Genomic DNA, 19,263 nt, shown 5'->3' with positions numbered 1-19,263 from the left:
CTGGCACGTTTCCTGCAGGACGGCGGAAATGAAGCAAAGTCCGTTAACCTCCCGTCGTGACCTGTTTCGCCTCGCCGGAGCATCCGCCTTTGCGCTGATAGCATCACGCAGCTTCGCGACGATGCGCGACGGCGACCTGCGCGGCACGATCGACGCAGTCCGTTACAAGACGATGCCTGATGCCGCTGACCGTAAGAGCGCCAGCCTTCAGAAGATGATCGATCGGGCCGCGGCGGAGAATGTGCCGGTTTTCCTGCCACCCGGCACCTACGCAGCTTCGAATCTGGTGCTGCGCGAGAATACGCGCATCACCGGAGTTCCCGGCGCATCGCGCATCGCCTACACCGGCGGTGGCAACCTCTTCGGCGCCGACAACGTCAAGCGCGTCGAACTCTCGAACATCATCATCGACGGACAGAAGCGCTCGCTTGGCGATGATGCCGGCGGGCTGCTGCAATTCACCGGCGTCGCAGAGGTAACGATCGACAATTGCGAGATCACCGGCAGCCGCAAACATGCCGTTCGACTGGAGCGATGTGGCGGTCGGATCGAGCGCAGCCGCATATCGAGTGCTGGCCAATCCGGCATCTATGCCGTCGAATCCGACGGGCTTTCGATCACCGGCAACGAGGTCTTCGACTGCGGCAATGGCGGCATTCTGGTGCACCGCTGGACGAAGGCGGCTGACAACAGCGTCGTCAACGGCAACCGCATCTACCGGATCAAGGCCAATGACGGCGGCACCGGCCAGAACGGCAATGGTATCAATATCTTCCGCGCCGACAACGTGATGGTTGCAAGCAACCACGTGTCCGATTGCGCCTTTACCGCCATCCGCGCCAATTCCGCCTCCGACATTCAGATCACCGGTAACCAATGCCTGCGCTCGGGCGAGACGGCTGTTTATGTCGAGTTCGAGTTTGTTGGCGCCGTCGTCTCCAACAACATAGTGGACGGCGCGGCGAACGGCATTTCGATCGCCAATTTCGACCAAGGCGGCCGGCTGGCCAGCGTCACTGGCAACGTGGTGCGTAACCTGACGCTCAAGGGTCCTTACGAACACGAGGTCGGCTTCGGCATCGGCATTGCCGCCGAGGCGGACACACTGGTCTCCGGCAACATCATCGAAGGCGCGCCACGATGGGGCATGCAGCTCGGCTGGGGACCCTATCTGCGCAACGTGGTCGTGACGGGCAATATCGTCCGCAAGGCGCCGATCGGCTGCGCCGTCTCGGTGGCAGACGGCGCCGGAACGGCCATCATCACCGACAATGTGTTTCAGGAAACGCCCGGTGGCGCTGTCCTTGGCTTCGAATGGGACAGGAAGGTGTCGGGCGAATTGGCGACCACGGGCGCCGCCTCGCGTTTTGCGCAGCTGACGGTCGAACGCAACCGTATCCCCTGAGAAGCATCAAAAGCTTTCATCGATTCATAAGGCTTGGCCGCTTCCGCTGGGGCGTGTCCACTTCTACCCTGTGGCAACAGAATATGGGGAACATCGACATGCTGACGATCTATGGAGTTTATCGCTCGCGGGCCTCGCGCGTTTACTGGATGGCCGGGGAACTGGGGCTCGAATTCGAGTCCGTGCGGGTCATTCAGGCCCGGCGGCTTGCCAATCCGCTTGCCGCCGACGCGCCCATCAATACGCTTTCGCCGGATTTCCTGGCGGTCAATCCGATGGCGCTGATCCCCAGCATCCAGGACGGCGACCTCGTCATGCATGAGTCGCTTGCCATTACCCTTTACCTCGCGCGCAAGCACGGCGGACCACTGGCCCCTCAAACCGTCGCAGAAGACGGTTTGATGACGATGTGGACCATCTGGGCGGCAACCGAGGTTGAACCGCATACGGTGAAGGTCGTCTATGTCTATGACGACGAGAAGCAGAACAGCGACGAGGGCAAGGCGACGATCATTGTTGCAGTGCGTTCGCTGAAGAAGACGTTTGCGACGCTGGAGAAGCACCTGGCGACCAACGAATACGTCGTCGGCAATCGCTTCACGGCCGCCGACCTCAACATCGCGGAAGTGCTTCGCTACGCCCAGACGGAACAGGCGCTGTTCGAGGCCCATCCCCATATCAGCGCCTGGATCAAGCGCTGCCAGTCGCGGCCGGCCTATATCGCGATGCAGGCGACGCGATCGCAGGAACCTACCTGATCAGGGAAAGAGCCTGAGGGTTTCGGCCATTTCCTCACGGATCCAGGCCTTGAAATCCTTCACCTTCTTGGGTTCGCGCGAGCCTGTGGCGGTTACGAAATAGTGACCGAAACCGGTCTTGGCGCGAATGCCGAAGGGCGCGACCAACTGCCCCTGCTGCAGGGCAAAGCCCGCAAGCGTCTGCCAGGCGAGCATGACGCCCTGCCCTGCGATAGCCGCATCGAGGCACAGAGACGCGTCGTTGAAGACGTGCCGCGTCTCAAGCGTTGCGCCCGACAACCCGGCCTCATGCATCCATACTTCCCAGCTGAACATGGCGCGGCCATCGATCACCGCCGGCACCGACAGGATGTCGGCGGGCTCGTGCAGACGCGCCGCCATTGTAGGTGAACAGACCGGAAAGACCTCCTGCTGCAGCAGCAGTTCCGCCTTCACGTCCGGCCAGTGACCGTTGCCGACCCGGATGCCAACATCGACATCGCAGAGCGCCGGATTGACGAGCCGCGTCGTCGCATCCATTCGCAGGCTGATCTCAGGATTTCGCTCGGCAAAGCGGTCGAGCCGGTAAACGAGCCAACGCGCGGCAAAGACCGGCGCCACCGAGATCGTCAGGATGCTGTCGTCGCGTTGCTGTGTCGTCGCGACGGCCTGCGACAGCGCGTTGAAGCCCTCGGTCAAGCCGGCCAGCAGCCGCGCGCCTGCCTCCGTCGCGACCATACCTTTCGGCGCGCGCTCGAAGATGAGGTGATCGAGCTGCGCCTCTGCCTTGATGACCTGCTGGCTGACCGCCCCGATCGAAACGCCCAGCTCCTCTGCTGCCGCCTGCAACGAGCCGAGCCGCCCTACGGCCTCGAGCGCTCGCAATCCATTCAAGTGAACCGAGTTCAGGTTTCTCATATAGTTTTTCTATACTGCGACATTGGTAATCTCAATTGAAACCTGCCTGGCCAACCGCGACAATACGCCCGTTTTCAGCAGATGCTCCGTTCACCGCCGTACAAGGAAGCGAGGCACGCCATGCAATTCCTGAAGTTTTTCTTGAGCGTCGAAACGCTCGATCCGCCCTACAGCACGGATACCAGACAAGATCCGTTGAATCACCCGGATCTCACACGAATGTCGCTGACCGCGCTCGCCGATCTGCCGTTCGGTCCGGAACCCCGTAAGCCGAAGCCGCAACGGCCGCAGCTTGCAAGGTGCGCTTAAGAATGAGAGAGCTGTTGGTCTGTGGGAACGTCAGTCCGAGCCAACCCAATGACCGACAGTGTCGACACGATCTTTGCGCGCCTCAAGCGTCTCTCTGATGAAGCCAGCCTTCCTGGCGTCGAGGAGAGCACGTCCTATGGCAACCCGGCACTGAAGGTCGGCGGCAAATCCTTCGCCGCGGTCAAGAACAACGAGACCATCGTGCTCTGCATCTCGATCGACGACAAGGAACGGCTGATCGAGATGGCGCCCGAGATCTACTATCAAACTCCTCACTATGTCGGCTGGCCGTATATGCCCTTGCACGCAGCCATGATCAGCGATGCCGAACTCAAGGAACGGCTGATCGGCGCATGGCGGTTCCGTGCGCCAAGGAAGCTTGCCGCGAGCTTTCAGCGCTGAGCGCACCGTCTGCTGATTGCCTCCGGCGCTGCTCCGCAATCAGGACGCCTGTTAAGCCTGCTCGCGCTCCAATGCCCGCTGAACGGCCGGCCGCTCAATCATCTGAGCATAGTGCGCCGTCGCTTTCCGGAAGCGGGCCGGATCGACGCCATCGGACCGCAGCCAGCCAGTCATGACGAAAAGGTAGGGATCGGCGACCGAGTAATATTCGCCCATCACCCACGGTCCTTCCAGCATCCGAGCGTCGATGAGGTCGAAGCATTCGGTCATGGTCTGCGGCACCTTCGCCTTCATCGCATCGTGAGCGCCGGGATCATCCGCCCATCGGCTGCCACGGCGGCCATGCGCATGGTTCACATGCACCGTGGAGCAAATGTAGTTGTTGAATGCCTGCATGCGGGCGAACTCGAACGGATCGAGCGGCGCCAACTGGGCGGAGGGCGCGACCTGCGCGATAAACGCCAGGATTGCCGGCGTTTCGGTGAGGATGCCGTGGTCGGTCACGAGCGCGGGGACTCGGCCCTTGGGATTGATTTCGAGATATTCCGGCGAACGCTGCTCCGCTTCAGCAAAATTCAGCTTCTTCGTCTTGAACGGCAGGCCGGACTCTTCCAGTGCAATCAGGCTCGCGAGCGCGCAGGTGTGCGGGGCAAAGTACAGTGTCAGCATGATCGACTCCCTTCGATCCTGACCTTATAGCGCGGCCGCCTGCAAACGCACAGATCGAGGCCGGCAAGCCGGCCCCTTAAACCAACCCGCCTTAGGCGCAACCGGGCACATCCTCGAGCCGATACCAGACAGGAATGCCGCGTTCGCGCGCAATGCGCACATCGTTGTCGGCGCCCTTCGATTCTCCTTCGAGCCGAAGCACGCCGTCGCAAAGCTGCAGCAGACGGCCGGCGACGGGGTGAAAGATCTCTTCGTACAGATCATCGCCGACAGCTTTGCCGCCCGCGGCGTTCCATACTGGGAGCGCCACCCATTCTCCGATCATCGGTACGTGACCGGCCTTGAACAGCCTATGCGATGGCTGCTCCAAGCGCTGCAAATTGGCGGCCATTTTCGCGGGGTCGTCGCCAGTTCCGGACCTGTAGGGCCCAGCAATCAAAATCAACATGATCAAGCTCCATTTTCCTCGGCTTCATGCACGAGACGGCAGATAACTGCACGATATTTCTTGAATGTCGAATCATTTCGTGCAATTTCATGCTAATTCGTGCAATTACAGGATCGACCTCATGCTCACCAGTCAGCGCAAATCATTGATCCTCGACCTTCTTCGGCGGGACGGCCAGGTTGTCGCCAAGCACATCGCCGAAGATTTTTCGCTGTCGGAGGACACGATCCGCCGCGACCTCCGGGAAATGGCGGCGGAAGGTTTGCTAAAACGGGTGCACGGCGGGGCAATGCCTGTTGCACCGGAACTTCCCGACTTCTCGACCCGCAAAGGCGTTTCATCTGAGATCAAGGAGCGGCTCGGGAAAAAGGCGGCGTCGCTCGTGCGATCGGGCCAGCTGATCTTTCTCGATGGTGGCACGACGACGGCGGAGATTGCCCGGCAGCTGCCGCGCGAGTTCGCGTTCACGGTAGCAACGCACAGCCCGACCATCGCCGCTGAGCTGGAACACCACCCGACGGCGAGTGTGATCCTCATCGGCGGCCAGCTCTACAAGCACTCAATGGTATCAGTCGGGTCTGTTGCCATGGCTGCGATTTCGCAGCTTCGGCCGGACATCTTCTTTCTCGGGGTGACGGCAGCCCATCCGGTGCAGGGGTTATCGACCGGTGATTTCGAAGAAGCGGCCATCAAGCGCCACATCTCCTCCTGTGCCGCGGCGACGTACGTGCCACTGACGGAGGAGAAACTGGACCGCGTCTCACCTTGCCTTATCCTGCCGATCGCCGGCGTCTCCGGACTGATCGTTACGGCCGACAGCGCCGCGACCGCCATTGAACCCTATCGCAACCTCACTGCCGAGATCCTCGAAGCGTGAACGGTTGGACAAAGCGCGCCTTCAGTTCCGCCAGGTTCTGCGGCAACAGGCTAGCGGCAAGACCGGCGACGAAGACTGCAAAGACGACATAGGCGAAGGTATCGCGCCCGCGTCCGAGTGTCAGGACATCCTTCAGTCCGGGCTGTAGCGCCGCAATCGATGCCGAGAGCCGCATGTCGCCCAAGAGTCGGCCGGGGATGGTGGCAAAGGCTGGCGCCTCCGACAGCGCAAGCAAGGCGCCGTAGACCGCCGAACAGCGAATGATCGTTCGCAGCATACGCCATGCCCCGAGCGGCCGCGCGCCGCTGTCTTCGAACGCCCAGCCGATATAGGCGCAGAAGACGACGAGGAACAGGAACGCCACCGGCAGCCCGTCCAACACGGTCTCCGGCTTCAACTGGCCAGTCCAGCCACTGGCCAGCAGCAGTGGGAACGGCGCCGATGCCACGAACCAGATTGTGACGACGACGCCCCACGCCCAACTCATCGACAGATAGTGGACGCGGGCAAGCGTAACGACGAGGATGATGGCGCCCGCGAGATAGACGCCCGACGGCTTCATCGATCCGGTCATGGTGACGATGATCGGGCCGCAGGAGCCGGCGACATGGGCGCAGCCCGAGGAAACGACTGTCAGCCAGGTGACGTAGTCGAAACACATTGTGAAAAAGAGGAAGATCGCGATGGCGATCAACATCCACCAAAGATAGCGGCCCGCAAACATATCCTGCCCTCATGGCGTTCGATGTACTGGGCAAAGGGTAACTCACCCCTCAAAAACCGCATCCGTTCTCGTGGGCTGTAGTTTCACATACATTAGCAAATTCTATTCTTGCGGCGCGACTGTTCCGTTCCGGAACGGCTTAAGCGGTCAGCGCAGCCGCCGCGCGAATGTCGCCAACGTGAATACCGTTCCAATTGTGCATCTGGACGGTCGCCATCGCGGCCAATTTCGCGCGAATCGGGTCGTCCTTGCCGAAGAAGCGGCTGAGCGCTGCCGCAACCATCGCTTCCGAGGCACGCGAATGGCCGTCGTCGCATTTGACGGCGATCGCGATCCCCTGCTCGGGTATGGCCGCGCAGAAAACGCCCTCGGCTCCGGTTTTGGCGAAGATGCGGCCCGGTGCCACTTCCATCAAGGCCGTACAGGCGCGGCCGGTGCCAGCCACATAGAAGGGCTCGGCCATGCAGGCATCAAACAGCCGCCGGGAGGCCTTGGCGCGAAGCGGCTCGAGGCCATTCCCGGTTGCCATCTTGGCAAAGCCATGCGCCAGGCCGCGCAAGGGAACCGCGTAGGTCGGAATGGAGCAGCCATCTGTCCCGCAGTTGTCATGGCCGAGCGCTGCACCCGTCAGACTTTCCATGACGCCACGAATTTCGGCCTGCAGCGGATGGTCGTAGCCGACATATCCTTTCGGATCGATGTCCTGATGGCAGCAGGCGCAGACGAAGCCGGCATGCTTGCCGGAGCAGTTGTTGTGTAACGCTGTCGGCTTGTCGATCGTGCGCGCCTGGTGGATCAGCACCTTCTGGCTCGAGGACCAATGCGCGCCGCATTCCAGCGTTTCGACATCGCGACCGGCCTTCGCCAGCATGGAGGCGGCAAGCGCGACATGCTCGTCCTCGCCATTGTGCGAGGAGCAGGAGAGCGCCAATTCCTTGTCACCGAAGCCATAGGCATCCGCAGCACCACTTTCCATCAACGGCAGCGCCTGCATGGCCTTACACGCAGAACGCGGGAAGGTTGGCGCGTCGATATCGCCGATCGAGAACACAACTTTGCCATCGCCATCTACAGCGACGATGGCGCCGCGATGCCGGCTTTCGACGAGCGAGCCTCGGGTGACTTCGACGGTGACGGGATTGGTCATGGCATGGTCCTGATCGTTTGCGCGGCTGCGTCACGCATAACGAGTCGCGTCGATAATGCAATTGCCTTTTGGCGCGTCCTGGCCAGCTACGACAGGTCAGAGTGGCGTGATGCGATAGGCGCAGCGCCGGGCGCCAAGCAGGATGTGTTCCTCGCGCTCGACCTTGGCACCGAGGACGGTTCTAAAGGTGTCCAGCTCCGAGCGGCAGAAGCCGGCACAAACGCTTGCGGCGGCGCAGATCGGACAATGGTTTTCGACCAGCAGCAGCGAGCCGTCCGCCTCCTGCCAGCTATCGGCCATATATCCCTCGCTGGTACGGATGGCGGCGAGCTGCCGCACGCGGGATTGAATGTCCGGTGCATCCACTTGTTCGCGGTATCGCTTGAGGGTGTCGGCTTCCCGGGCGGAAATGACGGCATCCAGAGCCGGCGCTCCCAACTGCGAAACCAGCGTGGTCAGGATCGTGGCGGTGAGTTCTGCATGACCATCGGGAAAGGTCTGGTTGCCTGCGGGCGTGAGGCTCCACAACTGACGCGGCCTGCCCCTGCCGGTCGCGGCTTCGCTTACCCCTTCCACCAACCCCTCCTCCGCCATCTTCGTCAATTGCTGGCGGGCAGCTTCCGAGGAGATACCGAGCTTGGTCCCAAGCGTCGCGGCAAGTTGCGGCCCTTCGGTCTTAATCAGCAGCAGAATTCGGTTAGCCGGCGATTGCTTCATCTATTTTTCCAAGTTGAGGCTTGCTTTAATAGCATGCCGGTGTATTTTTCCAAAGAATAACTTGTAAAAAAAGATAATGCACATCCTCGGAAGCACGCAAGGCATGAACCATGACCGACATTGAAGAGATTTCTGCCGACAAGCCCTCCGTCTTTCATCTGTTTTCCGCGCCGCTGCTGCCGGCGACCCTGATGCTCGGTGGTGGCGTCACCCTCTACGCCGTCGAGACCTACATCACCGCGACAATTGCGCCGTCGATCGTGCGCGACATCGGCGGGCTCGAACTGCTATCGTGGATGACGACGCTCTTTGTTGCCGCTGCGGTCCTTGGATCGATCTTCGTCGCAACGCGCCCGCGAGGCATCGGCCTGCGCAGCGTCTACATCGCAGGCGCACTCGTATTCGGCGCCGGCAGCCTGGTTTGCGCGCTCGCTCCAGCCATGCCATTGGTGCTGGTCGGGCGCACAGTACAGGGTTTCGGAGCCGGCATTCTTGCCGGGCTTGCCTATGCATTCATTCGCTACGCCTACCCCGAGCCGCTGTGGCAGAAGGCGTCGACGCTCTATGCAGCCATCTGGGGCGTTTCGACCTTGCTCGGCCCCAGTCTCGGAGGCCTGTTTTCCGAAGGCAGCGCGTGGCGCCACGCCTTCATGCTGCTCGTTCCGCTCTGCGTGCTGATGGCGTCGCTTGCGCCGTGGTTGCTGCCGCGCGCAGAGGACGATCGCGCCCACGGCAAGACGCCGATCCTGCAGATTGCCCTGCTGCTTGCGGCCGTACTGTTGGTCAGCATCGCCGGAACGATCGACGAAACCAGCTTCAAGGCGTTGCTGATTGCAGCGTCAATCGTCATGATCGTTTCGATGCTGACTGTCGAGCGGCGCGGCAGGAACCGTCTGCTGCCGACAGGCGCCGTGACGCTCGCAAAGCCGGTGGCGCGCGTCTATTTGACGATGTTCGTGCTGCTGCTGGTGCTGACAAGCGACATCTATATTCCGTATTTTCTGCAGGTGCTGCACGCCGTGACGCCGCTGGTGTCGGGCTATTTGACTGCGCTTGTCGCCCTCGGCTGGACCTTTGCGGCCTTCTTCAGCGGAACACTCTCGGGACGCCGCGCCAACGCCGCCATCGTCGCCGGTTGCGTGATAGAAATGGTTGCGGTCGCGTCCTTGACCCTTTTCCTCGCTGCGGACAACCAATCCGGAAACCTTGCAATTCTTGGCCCGGCCGTCATCGGCATGTTCCTGATGGGCTTCGGTGTCGGCCTTGGTTGGGCGCATCTGGTGACCAAGATCTTGAGCCTGGTCGACAACTCCGAACAGGACAAAGCCTCGGCTGCAATCTCGACGGTGCAGTCGCTCGGCAGCGCCTTCGGCGCAGCCGTTGCCGGCGTTATCGTCAACAGCACCGGACTGGTGAACCCCAGCGGGGTTGCCGGCGGCGTCTCAGCCGCGCATTGGCTCTATGTCCTGATGGCCCTTCCCGGCCTGATCGCCGTCGCAACGTCTCTGACCCTCTCGTCGCCCACCGAACGGCAGGCCCGGTGAGCGACGTGCGAGCGGTCACAGAGCACTGTGGCCGCTCGCTTCCATTCCAGTGATCGAGGCCGGTCCATAGCGGACCGGCCTCGATCACGGCATGAGACCACCCATCACGTAGTTTGACCGCTGCCATCACAAACTCTGGTTTTTCGAAAGCACACTACTGGTTTATGTCAGGGGCATCGGGAACCACGCCATGCCATCCGCCTTTTCGTCCATTCTCCGCGATCGCCAAATCCGTGTCCCAGCGCTGACGCTGGTTGCGCTGGCTTTCACCTATGCCTCGACGATGCCCTATCAATCGATCATCGGCATTAACGAACTCGGCCTGTCCGACCGCAGCTATTCCGGGCTGATCTTCTTTGCAGCGCTTGTCAACGTCGCGACCAGCCTAACGCTCGGGATCTGGTCCGACAAGCTCAGCGACCGGCGCCCGCTGGTGCTGGCGCTGTCGGTGAGCGGCATGCTCGGCTTTGGAATGATCTACGAGTTCCGCACCGCCGGCGTCTTCATCTTCGGCATGTTGGTGCTGATCCCCATCAGCAATTCCACCTATTCGATCCTGTTTGCCAGTATCCGTGCGACGACGAACAGGATGGACCGCGGAAGGGCGGCAGCGATCACATCCACGGTTCGCGCGCTGTTCTCGGGCTCCTGGGCACTGGCACCCGGCCTGATTGGCCTGTACCTCATCAATTCGCAATCGATGACGCCGGCCTATGGCATCGCGGCTCTCGCAAGCCTGACCTGCTTTTGCCTCTACCTATTCGTGGCCAAGCCCGCGCCGGCGGGCGAAGCCTCCCCTTCGCCGAATATCGGCTTTTTCTCGTCGCTCGGCAGGATCTTTTCCTCGCATGTGCTGGTGAGGGTCTGCCTTATGGCACTGCTGCTTGGCCTGCAGCGGCTGAACAGCGTGGTGTCTCCGCTGATCATCACCAATGCCGCAGGCGGCACGGTGGTCGATGTCGGCTTCATGGCCGGCCTCGTCGCCTTCCTGGAAATGCCGTTCATGCTGATGTGGGGCGCGCTGCAGCGCCGCTTCCGGAACGTGCACGTGCTTGCCCTGGGAGCGCTGATCTATTGTCTCTACCTGACCTTGCTGAGCTTTGCCTCGGCGCCCTGGCAGATCTATGCCCTCGTGCTGATCAATGCCTGCGGCGCGGCGGCCATCCTCAGCGTTCCGATCACCTACCTGCAGGATCTGATTGCCGATCGTCCAGGACTTGGTAGTTCACTGGTCTCGGTCAACACGTTCATCGCAAATGGCATCAGTGCGTCGATCTTCGCAGCCGGGACCTCTTTTACGGGATATTCAGGCACAGCACTGCTTGCCGCCGTCGTCGGTCTCGCTTCGGTTGGCCTTCTGTTGTTCCTGGAGAGAGATCCCCGACCCGCGCGGCAACCCACCTAGAGCCGCAGCATGATCTTGCCGATGTGACCGCTCGTTTCCATCAACCGATGCGCGTCGGCGACGTCCTCGAACGCAACGACGGTATCGATAACAGGCGCAAGCTTGCCTTGATCGAGTAGCGGCCAGACTTGGGAAAGGAGATCGTCGCGGATCGCGCGCTTTTCCTCAGGCGTGCGCGGGCGCAGCGTCGAGCCGGTGATCGTCAGCCGTTTGACCATGATCGGCGCCAGATTGACCTTTTCCGCGACAGCGCCGCCGAGAAAGGCGATGATCGAGAGGCAGCCGTCCTTCGCAAGCGACGCCACGTTCCGTTCAAAGTAGGCGGCGCCGATCATGTCGAGAATAATATCGACACCATGACCGGTCTCGGCCTTGATGACCTCCGCGAAATCCTCGGTCTTGTAGTTGATGGCCCGCTTCGCGCCGAGCTTGACGCAGGCGTCGCACTTCTCCTGCGAACCCGCTGTTGCGTAGACCTCGGCGCCGAAGGCCCGCGCGAGCTGGATGGCGGTCGTCCCGATACCGCTCGAGCCGCCATGCACGAGAGCCTTTTCGCCTTCTGTCAGCCCGGCCATCTGGAACATGTTCGCCCAGACCGTGAAGTAGTTTTCCGGAAGCGCGGCCGCCTTAACAGCATCATAGCCTTTCGGGAAACGCAGCGCCTGGCCGGCGGGCAGTAGGCAATATTCGGCATAGGCGCCGCCGTTGGTCAGGCCGCAAACTTTGTCGCCGACGGCAAAATCCGTGACCCCAACGCCAATGGCGACGACCTCGCCTGCCATCTCGAGTCCGAGGATTGGGCTTGCGTCCTTCGGCGGCGGATAGGTGCCCTGACGCTGTGCGACATCGGGGCGGTTGACGCCGATCGCCTCGGTGCGGACAAGAAGCTGCCCCTCCGCCGGGATCGGCAAGGGTCCGGAGGCAATCCGCATCACTTCAGGCGCGCCGAAGCTCGGTAGGTCGATGAAGCGCATCTGCGTGGGCAAAGACATGGTCCGGTCTCCTCGTTCCGAAAGCAGTGAGATAGTTCAGCGCTTCGGACTTGAGAAGGCAGGAAGAGCGGGTGGCGTCAATTCGTCTCGCCCAGAAGATGGAAGACGAGCCCCTCGTCGCTTTCCTTCGCCTCGGCCTTGATGTGGGCGATTTCAGCGCTGACGCGATTGATGTCGTCAATGACCAGACCTTCCGGCAGCTCCAGCACGCCGATCGAGCAACGCATCAGCGGAAACAGCGCCTCGACGCCGGCGCGGTCATGACCGCGAATGCGGCCAGCGGCGCGATCGGTGTCGGAATAGAGGTCGAGCACATCGTCGTGAAAATCGCTAATCAGGCGGTCGAGAATTTCGGTCAGCTCGTCCTTCGTCCAGCCGCGGACGCCGATGAAGAAATCGTCACCGCCGACATGCCCGAGGAAATGACGCTCGGCGAAGAAATAGCGGCGCATGAGCGCAGCAAAGAGCGAAATCGCATGGTCGCCGAGGTGGAAGCCGTAGGCATCGTTGAACGGCTTGAAGTTGTCGAAGTCGCAGTAGCAGAAGTGACGCTTCTCGTCGCCATCAAGGCTCGACTCGCGCATGAAGTCGCGGATCGCCCGATTGCCCGGCAACCCGGTCAGTGGGTTCTGATCCTGCGCGGTCTTCAGCTTCTTCTCGTTCATGACCTTGATGAGCGAGGCGGCGGAGACGACGCCCGCATAGCGCATGTTGTCGGTCAAAAGCAGGCAGTTGGTGCCTTCCATGTTGGCGAAGATTGCCATCAACTGCTCGGTATCGGAATCGAGCCCGACGATCGGGGCCATCTCGACGAAGTGCGAGATGGTCCGCTCGTACACCTTGTTCTTCAGGAGATCGCGACCGAAGGGCTGGTAGATGTATTCCTTCAAGTGCCGCTCGTGCAGGATGCCACGTGGCTCGCCGTTCGCGTTCAGCACCGGGAAGAAAGCCTGCTGCGGATTGCGACGGAAAAGCTCGAAGACGCTGTCGATCGTGTCGTTCTCGTAGACCGTTGGCAGCATCTCGATCTGCTTGCGAATCAGGATCTCGTCGAGCGATTGCGGGTTTCGCTTGCTCTTGCCGAGATCCAGAAGGTGCGGAAACGCGGGCTGCAATTCGGTGACATGGGTGGTTGGGCGGGAGATGAACCACCCCTGGACAAGGTCGACGCCGAACTCGCGACAGGCGATGAATTCCGCCTCGGTCTCGATGCCCTCGGCGATGACCCGGGTGCCAAGGACGTGGGCAATGTGGACGATGTTCTTCAGAAGGTGGCGCTTGCGCGGGCTGCTGTCGATGTCGGCGATGAAATGCCGGTCGATCTTGAGGTAGTCGACCGGGTGGTCGCAGAGCAGCTTCATCTCGCCGTGGCCGACGCCGAAATCGTCAATCGCCAGCTTGAAGCCGGCCTTTCGCAACAGCGATACGAGCGCTGCAAACTCCGGCACGCTGGTATTGTCGAAGCGCTCGGAAAATTCGAAGCAGATGGATGACGGCGGAATATTGGCGAGCTTCAGATGCTGCAGCAGGCCTTCCACCAGCCGCTCGCCATGCGGGATCAGCCGCACATCGAGATTGAGAAACAGCGTCGAACTGGAGAAGTGCGGGAGCGTGGCGAACTTCGCAAGCGCACGACTGGCCACCATCTGCTCGAGTTGCAGAAGCTGCTGGTTCTTATGCGCCTCGTCGAGGATTTCGACGGGAGAGTTGAAACCAATGCGCTCCTGTCCTCGCATCAGGGATTCATAGCCAAATACGACACCCGTCCCTGCCTCCACGATGGGCTGGAACGCGTTCTCGATGACGAGTTTTGCAAGGGTCACGATTTGATCGCTGGCGTAACGACGAACAAGCGCCGGATCGACGGTGGCAGCCAAAGACATGCCAATCTCCACTGTGTCTTATTGTTTTTTCGCGCGGAGACTGGCGGAGAAGGATCAACGAACCCTTTCCCGAATGTGAAACTTTTGTGAAAACCGGGCGTTTTAGATCGAATTTTATCGATCAATCAACGACTTGGTCAGGCAGTGCGCCGATGCTCGGCCTCGTGATCGGCAAACATGTCGGCGACGCACCGGCCGCTACGGGGAGCCCTGCCCTGGTCGAACATCTCTTCGTGATATCCGTCGAGTTTGCGAGCGGCGTCCCACATGCGCAGAGCCTCGCGCACGACCTCGCTGCTCGAGGCATAACTGCCGTTGTCAACGGCGGCCCGGATGTCGGCAGCCTGCAACGGTGAAATGGATACGGTGACCATCGGCATGAGATTCCTCCCTTTACCTCGTGGGCACGTGTGCCCGGTCGGGGGACGGTTGTTCCGTCCACGGCATTACCGACGCGCGCCGCCGCCTCGGCTGCCTCTTGATGGGGAAATTTTAGCCCTCCCTCACGTACTTGTCAAAAAAGAAACAGTCCGTGATGGGAGCCTGTGAATTACGGGCATAACTCAGCTGCGGACGGCGAGACCGAAGGCAAGCATGGACCAGCCCTGAATGAGAAGGTCACAGGCGAGGAAAAGGCCGAGGATCCAGAGGCTGTTGACGGGCCATCCGGTGGCAATCACGACCCCGGCCAGCGCGGTAATGATCCCGCTGACAAGAACCCAGCCCCAACCCTTGACCGGACGCATGCGCAAGCCGACCCAGAAACGGAACACGCCCGCGATCAGCAAGGCGATCGCAAGAAACAGCGTCAACACCGCCGATGCCAGAAGCGGATTCTCGAAGGCAAAAAAGCCGGCCAGCACATAGAGAACACCGCTCAGCGCCCAAACCAGCACCTGTCCCCAGGTCCTCACCTGAAATGCGTGGACCAGATAGACGATCCCACCGATCAGCATCAGCACGCCGACATAATAGACGGACACAACGGTCGCGAGCATGACATTTGCCAATGCGATGATGCCGCAGGCGATCAGAAGCACGCCCAGCGCGACGAACCAGCCCCATTTCGATTGCAGCGACGAAAAGCTCAGTCGATCAGACACATCTGCCATGGCACACCTCCTGGTTGGTAACCGAGTATGCCGCAAAAACGGGGAATTGGAAGGGGTTAGCCTTTTCAAGCCCTTTCAAATTTTTATTGATTGATCAGTCAATCAAAATTATAATTGGGCATCTTCATGGAGTGATGCGATGCCCAAGGTCGGAATGGAGCCGGTTCGCCGCAAGGCGCTCGTCGATGCCGCGCTGCGCGTGATCGGCGATCACGGCTCGCTGACCGTCACCATGTCCGAAATTGCCCGGCAGGCCGGTGTATCGCCGGCGCTGGCGCATCATTACTTCGGCAGCAAGGAACAGCTGCTGATCGAGACGATCCGCTCCCTTCTAAAGCAGCTGCGCGACGATGCGGTGACGGCGCTGAAGGCGGTGAATACACCCCGCGCAAAGATCTCCGCCGTGATCCGCGTCAGCTTCCAGGCCGACCAGTTCGCGCCGGCAACGATTGCCGCCTGGCTCGCCTTCTATGCCGAAGCGCAGCGCTCCGAAGAGACGCGGCGTTTCCTCGTCATTTACGCCCGCCGTCTGCGGTCGAACCTCGTCGCCAACCTGAAAGCACTCTGCCCTGGCGATGCCGCAGAACGCATCGCCGAAGGCGCGGCTGCGATGATCGACGGGCTCTATATCCGCCAAAGTCTGAGGTCTGCGCCTGTCAGCATAGAGGCATCGATCTCGCTTACCGAAGACTACATCCATTCACAGCTTGCCGCCCTTGCGAAAGGACAGATCCAGTGACCCTCAGAGCCCAGCCGAAAGCCTCCCATTTCATCGACGGCGAATATGTCGAAGATGAAGCCGGTAGCGTCATCGAAAGCATCTATCCGGCGACCGGCGAGGTCATCGCCCGGCTGCACGCGGCAACGCCCGCCATCGTCGAAAGGGCAATCGCATCGGCCAAGCGCGCCCAGCCGGAATGGGCGGCGATGAGCCCGACGGCGCGCGGCCGCATCCTGAAGCGCGCCGCCGACCTGATCCGCGAGCGCAATCGTGAGCTCTCCGAACTGGAAACGCTCGATACCGGCAAGCCGATCCAGGAAACGATCGTCGCCGACCCGACATCGGGGGCCGACAGCTTCGAGTTCTTCGGCGGCATCGCGGCTGCCGGCCTCAATGGTTCCTACATCCCGCTCGGCGGCGATTTCGCCTACACCAAGCGCGTGCCGCTCGGGGTCTGCGTCGGCATCGGCGCCTGGAACTATCCGCAGCAGATCGCCTGCTGGAAGGGCGCGCCGGCGCTTGCCGCCGGCAATGCCATGGTTTTCAAGCCTTCGGAAAATACGCCGCTCGGCGCGCTCGCCATCGCCGAAATCCTGCACGAAGCCGGCCTGCCGAAGGGGCTGTACAACGTCATCCAGGGCGATCGCGAAACGGGGCCGCTGCTGGTCAACCACCCTGATGTCGCCAAGGTGTCGCTGACCGGCTCTGTGCCGACCGGCCGCAAGGTCGCGGCGGCGGCTGCCGGCAGCCTCAAGCACGTCACCATGGAGCTTGGCGGCAAGTCGCCATTGATCGTCTTTGACGACGCCGACATCGACAGCGCCGTCGGTGGTGCCATGCTCGGCAATTTCTACTCGACCGGCCAGGTCTGCTCGAACGGCACCCGCGTCTTCGTGCAGCGGAAGATCAAGGCTGAATTCCTGAAGCGGCTGAAGGCCCGCACAGAGGCGATCGCGATCGGCGATCCAATGGACGAGGCAACGCAGCTCGGGCCGATGGTCTCCTGGGCACAGCGCGACAAGGTCCTCTCCTACATCGAGAAGGGCAAGGCCGAGGGCGCCACGCTCGTGACCGGCGGCGGCATCCCGAACAATGTCTCCGGCGAAGGCTATTACGTGCAGCCGACCGTGTTTGCCGACGTCACCGACGAGATGACGATCGCTCGCGAGGAGATCTTCGGACCTGTCATGTGCGTGCTCGATTTCGACGACGAGGCCGAGGTGATCGCACGCGGCAACGCGACCGAATTCGGCCTCTCCGCCGGCGTCTTCACATCAGACCTGACGCGCGGCCATCGCGTCGTCGACCAGCTCGAGGCCGGCACGCTGTGGATCAACACCTACAATCTCTGCCCTGTCGAAATCCCGTTCGGCGGCTCCAAACAGTCAGGCTTCGGACGCGAGAATTCGCTGGCCGCGCTGGAGCACTATTCGGAACTAAAGACGGTTTATGTCGGCATGGGGCCGGTGCAGGCGCCGTATTGAGGCAGCAGGCAGCCAGTCCCGGCAGGTAGCATTCAATTTCGCCTCGTCCCGATCGGCTCTGCGGCCAATCCGAGGGTGAGGCGCGGAATCGGAAAAGAAGCACATCATGCAGCAAGCAGATTTCGTCATCATCGGCTCCGGCTCGGCGGGCTCGGCACTTGCCTACCGGCTTTCGGAAGACGGCAAGAACACCGTCATCGTCATCGAGGCGGGCGGTTCCGATTTCGGGCCGTTCATCCAGATGCCGGCCGCCCTTGCCTGGCCGATGAGCATGAAGCGCTACAACTGGGGCTATCTCTCCGAGCCCGAGCCTCACCTCAACAACCGGCGCATCACCGCGCCGCGCGGCAAGGTGATCGGTGGCTCCTCCTCGATCAACGGCATGGTCTATGTGCGCGGCCACGCCGAGGATTATAACCGCTGGGAAGAGCTCGGCGCGCAGGGCTGGGCCTATGCCGACGTTCTCCCCTATTTCAAGCGGATGGAACACAGCCACGGCGGCGAGGAAGGCTGGCGCGGCACCAATGGGCCGCTGCACGTCCAGCGTGGCGTCTTCCGCAATCCGCTGTTTCGCGCCTTCGTCGAAGCAGGCAAGCAGGCAGGCTTCGAAACGACTGAGGATTACAACGGCTCGAAGCAGGAAGGCTTCGGGCTGATGGAGCAGACGATTTTCGGCGGACGCCGCTGGTCGGCTGCGTCAGCCTATTTGAAGCCGGCGCTGAAGCGGCCGAATGTCGAGGTCGTCTATGGCCACGCCCAGAAGGTGGTCATCGAGAACGGCCGCGCTGTTGGTGTCGAGATCGAGCGCGGCGGCAAGGTCGAGATCGTCAAGGCCAATCGCGAAGTCATCGTTTCGGCCTCCTCCTTCAATTCGCCGAAGCTGCTGATGCTCTCAGGCATCGGGCCCGGTGCGCATCTGCGGGACATGGGCATCGAGGTAAAGGCAGACCGGCCGGGCGTCGGCGCCAACCTGCAGGACCACATGGAATTCTACTTCCAGCAGGTCAGCACCAAGCCGGTGTCGCTCTATTCCTGGCTTCCGTGGTTCTGGCAGGGGGTTGCCGGCGCGCAATGGATGTTCACGAAATCGGGGCTCGGCACCTCGAACCAGTTCGAGGCTTGCGCCTTCCTGCGCTCGGCGCCGGGCGTCAAGCAGCCTGATATCCAGTACCACTTCCTGCCGGTGGCGATCAGCTATGACGGCAAGGCGGCCGCCAAGAGTCACGGTTTCCAGGTGCATGTTGGCTACAATCTGTCGAAGTCGCGCGGTAACGTCACGCTGGCTTCCTCGGACCCGAAGGACGATCCGGTCATCCGCTTCAACTACATGAGCCATCCCGAGGACTGGGAGAAATTCCGCCATTGCGTGCGGCTCACCCGCGAGCTTTTCGGCCAGAAGGCTTTCGACCAGTATCGCGGACCGGAGATCCAGCCGGGCGAGAACGTGCAGACCGACGAGGAGATCGACGCCTTCCTGCGCGAGCATCTGGAAAGCGCCTATCACCCCTGCGGCACCTGCAAAATGGGTGCGAAGACCGACCCGATGGCGGTTGTCGATCCCGAGACGCGTGTCATCGGCGTCGATGGCCTGCGCGTCGCGGACTCCTCGATCTTCCCGCATGTCACTTACGGCAACCTCAATGGGCCCTCGATCATGACCGGCGAGAAGGCGGCCGACCATATCCTCGGCAAGCAGCCGCTGCCGCGCGCTAACCAGGAGCCGTGGGTCAACCCACGCTGGGAAGTTAGCGATCGGTAGAACTGCCGAC

19 protein-coding genes are annotated in these 19,263 nt (G+C 61.5%); 9 read left to right on the top strand and 10 right to left on the bottom strand.

Annotated features, from left to right (window positions below; all coding sequences use genetic code 11):
- Window positions 1–28: 28 nt before the first annotated feature.
- Together RGCCGE502_RS05375 and RGCCGE502_RS05370 are read left to right on the top strand one after the other, a co-directional pair.
- The gene (locus RGCCGE502_RS05375) at window positions 29–1,405 is read left to right on the top strand and encodes a TIGR03808 family TAT-translocated repetitive protein (protein ID WP_141652291.1); all 1,377 of its coding nucleotides are present in this window, start codon (window positions 29–31) and stop codon (window positions 1,403–1,405) included.
- Window positions 1,406–1,503: 98 nt separating this feature from the next.
- The gene (locus RGCCGE502_RS05370; RefSeq protein ID WP_016553147.1) at window positions 1,504–2,163 is read left to right on the top strand and encodes a glutathione S-transferase family protein; all 660 of its coding nucleotides are present in this window, start codon (window positions 1,504–1,506) and stop codon (window positions 2,161–2,163) included.
- Here the strand turns inward: RGCCGE502_RS05370 and RGCCGE502_RS05365 are convergent, their stop codons facing one another.
- Complete coding sequence (locus tag RGCCGE502_RS05365; RefSeq protein ID WP_016553146.1) at window positions 2,164–3,060, bottom strand: LysR substrate-binding domain-containing protein; 897 nt, start codon at window positions 3,058–3,060, stop codon at window positions 2,164–2,166.
- Window positions 3,061–3,417: 357 nt separating this feature from the next.
- Here RGCCGE502_RS05365 and RGCCGE502_RS05355 point away from each other — a divergent pair, with 357 nt between their 5' ends.
- Complete coding sequence (locus tag RGCCGE502_RS05355; protein ID WP_016553144.1) at window positions 3,418–3,771, top strand: MmcQ/YjbR family DNA-binding protein; 354 nt, start codon at window positions 3,418–3,420, stop codon at window positions 3,769–3,771.
- A gap of 51 nt (window positions 3,772–3,822) precedes the next feature.
- On the opposite strand, the gene RGCCGE502_RS05350 is transcribed toward RGCCGE502_RS05355, so the two are convergent.
- Window positions 3,823–4,440, bottom strand: a complete 618-nt coding sequence (locus RGCCGE502_RS05350; protein ID WP_016553143.1) for a glutathione S-transferase family protein — start codon at window positions 4,438–4,440, stop codon at window positions 3,823–3,825.
- Between the two features lie 91 nt (window positions 4,441–4,531).
- On the bottom strand, window positions 4,532–4,888 hold the full coding sequence (locus RGCCGE502_RS05345; protein WP_016553142.1) for a hypothetical protein: 357 nt from the start codon (window positions 4,886–4,888) through the stop codon (window positions 4,532–4,534).
- A 121-nt stretch (window positions 4,889–5,009) separates the two neighbouring features.
- Between RGCCGE502_RS05345 and RGCCGE502_RS05340 the strand changes: the two genes are divergently transcribed.
- Complete coding sequence (locus tag RGCCGE502_RS05340) at window positions 5,010–5,765, top strand: DeoR/GlpR family DNA-binding transcription regulator (RefSeq protein ID WP_040674018.1); 756 nt, start codon at window positions 5,010–5,012, stop codon at window positions 5,763–5,765.
- Here the strand turns inward: RGCCGE502_RS05340 and RGCCGE502_RS05335 are convergent.
- The 3 genes from RGCCGE502_RS05335 to RGCCGE502_RS05325 form a co-directional block, all read right to left on the bottom strand.
- Window positions 5,740–6,489, bottom strand: a complete 750-nt coding sequence (locus RGCCGE502_RS05335) for a hypothetical protein (RefSeq protein WP_016553140.1) — start codon at window positions 6,487–6,489, stop codon at window positions 5,740–5,742. The genes RGCCGE502_RS05340 and RGCCGE502_RS05335 overlap by 26 nt on opposite strands.
- 139 nt (window positions 6,490–6,628) lie before the next feature.
- A complete protein-coding gene (locus tag RGCCGE502_RS05330; RefSeq protein ID WP_016553139.1) occupies window positions 6,629–7,636 on the bottom strand; it encodes an asparaginase in 1,008 nt (335 codons plus the stop codon).
- A 96-nt stretch (window positions 7,637–7,732) separates the two neighbouring features.
- Complete coding sequence (locus RGCCGE502_RS05325) at window positions 7,733–8,353, bottom strand: helix-turn-helix transcriptional regulator (protein WP_016553138.1); 621 nt, start codon at window positions 8,351–8,353, stop codon at window positions 7,733–7,735.
- Between the two features lie 110 nt (window positions 8,354–8,463).
- Here RGCCGE502_RS05325 and RGCCGE502_RS05320 point away from each other — a divergent pair, with 110 nt between their 5' ends.
- A complete protein-coding gene (locus tag RGCCGE502_RS05320; RefSeq protein WP_016553137.1) occupies window positions 8,464–9,897 on the top strand; it encodes an MFS transporter in 1,434 nt (477 codons plus the stop codon).
- Window positions 9,898–10,087: 190 nt separating this feature from the next.
- Window positions 10,088–11,302, top strand: coding sequence for an MFS transporter (locus RGCCGE502_RS05315; protein WP_016553136.1), 1,215 nt, complete (start codon window positions 10,088–10,090; stop codon window positions 11,300–11,302).
- On the opposite strand, the gene RGCCGE502_RS05310 is transcribed toward RGCCGE502_RS05315, so the two are convergent.
- The 4 genes from RGCCGE502_RS05310 to RGCCGE502_RS05295 all read right to left on the bottom strand — a co-directional run bounded on the left by RGCCGE502_RS05310 (window position 11,299) and on the right by RGCCGE502_RS05295 (window position 15,289).
- Window positions 11,299–12,294: an NAD(P)H-quinone oxidoreductase gene (locus tag RGCCGE502_RS05310; protein WP_016553135.1), complete on the bottom strand. Its 996-nt coding sequence runs from the start codon at window positions 12,292–12,294 to the stop codon at window positions 11,299–11,301. The two genes, RGCCGE502_RS05315 and RGCCGE502_RS05310, sit on opposite strands and share 4 nt — an antisense overlap.
- Window positions 12,295–12,371: 77 nt before the next feature.
- A complete protein-coding gene (locus tag RGCCGE502_RS05305; protein ID WP_016553134.1) occupies window positions 12,372–14,177 on the bottom strand; it encodes a GGDEF domain-containing protein in 1,806 nt (601 codons plus the stop codon).
- A 137-nt stretch (window positions 14,178–14,314) separates the two neighbouring features.
- The gene (locus RGCCGE502_RS05300) at window positions 14,315–14,557 is read right to left on the bottom strand and encodes a ribbon-helix-helix domain-containing protein (RefSeq protein WP_016553133.1); all 243 of its coding nucleotides are present in this window, start codon (window positions 14,555–14,557) and stop codon (window positions 14,315–14,317) included.
- A 183-nt stretch (window positions 14,558–14,740) separates the two neighbouring features.
- Window positions 14,741–15,289 (bottom strand): HdeD family acid-resistance protein, encoded by a 549-nt coding sequence (locus RGCCGE502_RS05295; RefSeq protein ID WP_016553132.1) that lies wholly within the window; start codon window positions 15,287–15,289, stop codon window positions 14,741–14,743.
- Between the two features lie 139 nt (window positions 15,290–15,428).
- Here RGCCGE502_RS05295 and betI point away from each other — a divergent pair, with 139 nt between their 5' ends.
- The 3 genes from betI (at window position 15,429) to betA (ending at window position 19,253) form a co-directional block, all read left to right on the top strand.
- On the top strand, window positions 15,429–16,028 hold the full coding sequence (gene betI, locus RGCCGE502_RS05290) for a transcriptional regulator BetI (protein WP_016553131.1): 600 nt from the start codon (window positions 15,429–15,431) through the stop codon (window positions 16,026–16,028).
- Window positions 16,025–17,494 carry a betaine-aldehyde dehydrogenase gene (gene betB / locus RGCCGE502_RS05285; RefSeq protein WP_016553130.1) on the top strand — a complete coding sequence of 490 codons (1,470 nt, stop codon included), beginning with the start codon at window positions 16,025–16,027 and terminating at the stop codon, window positions 17,492–17,494. The genes betI and betB overlap by 4 nt, the downstream gene beginning before the upstream one ends.
- Before the next feature lie 106 nt (window positions 17,495–17,600).
- Window positions 17,601–19,253 (top strand): choline dehydrogenase, encoded by a 1,653-nt coding sequence (gene betA / locus RGCCGE502_RS05280; RefSeq protein ID WP_016553129.1) that lies wholly within the window; start codon window positions 17,601–17,603, stop codon window positions 19,251–19,253.
- The last annotated feature ends 10 nt before the right edge of the window (window positions 19,254–19,263 follow it).

Origin of the sequence: Rhizobium grahamii CCGE 502 (assembly GCF_000298315.2) — a bacterium.
In the GTDB taxonomy this organism is placed as follows: Bacteria; Pseudomonadota; Alphaproteobacteria; order Rhizobiales; family Rhizobiaceae; genus Rhizobium; species Rhizobium grahamii.
This window is presented reverse-complemented; position numbering and strand designations above follow the sequence as displayed.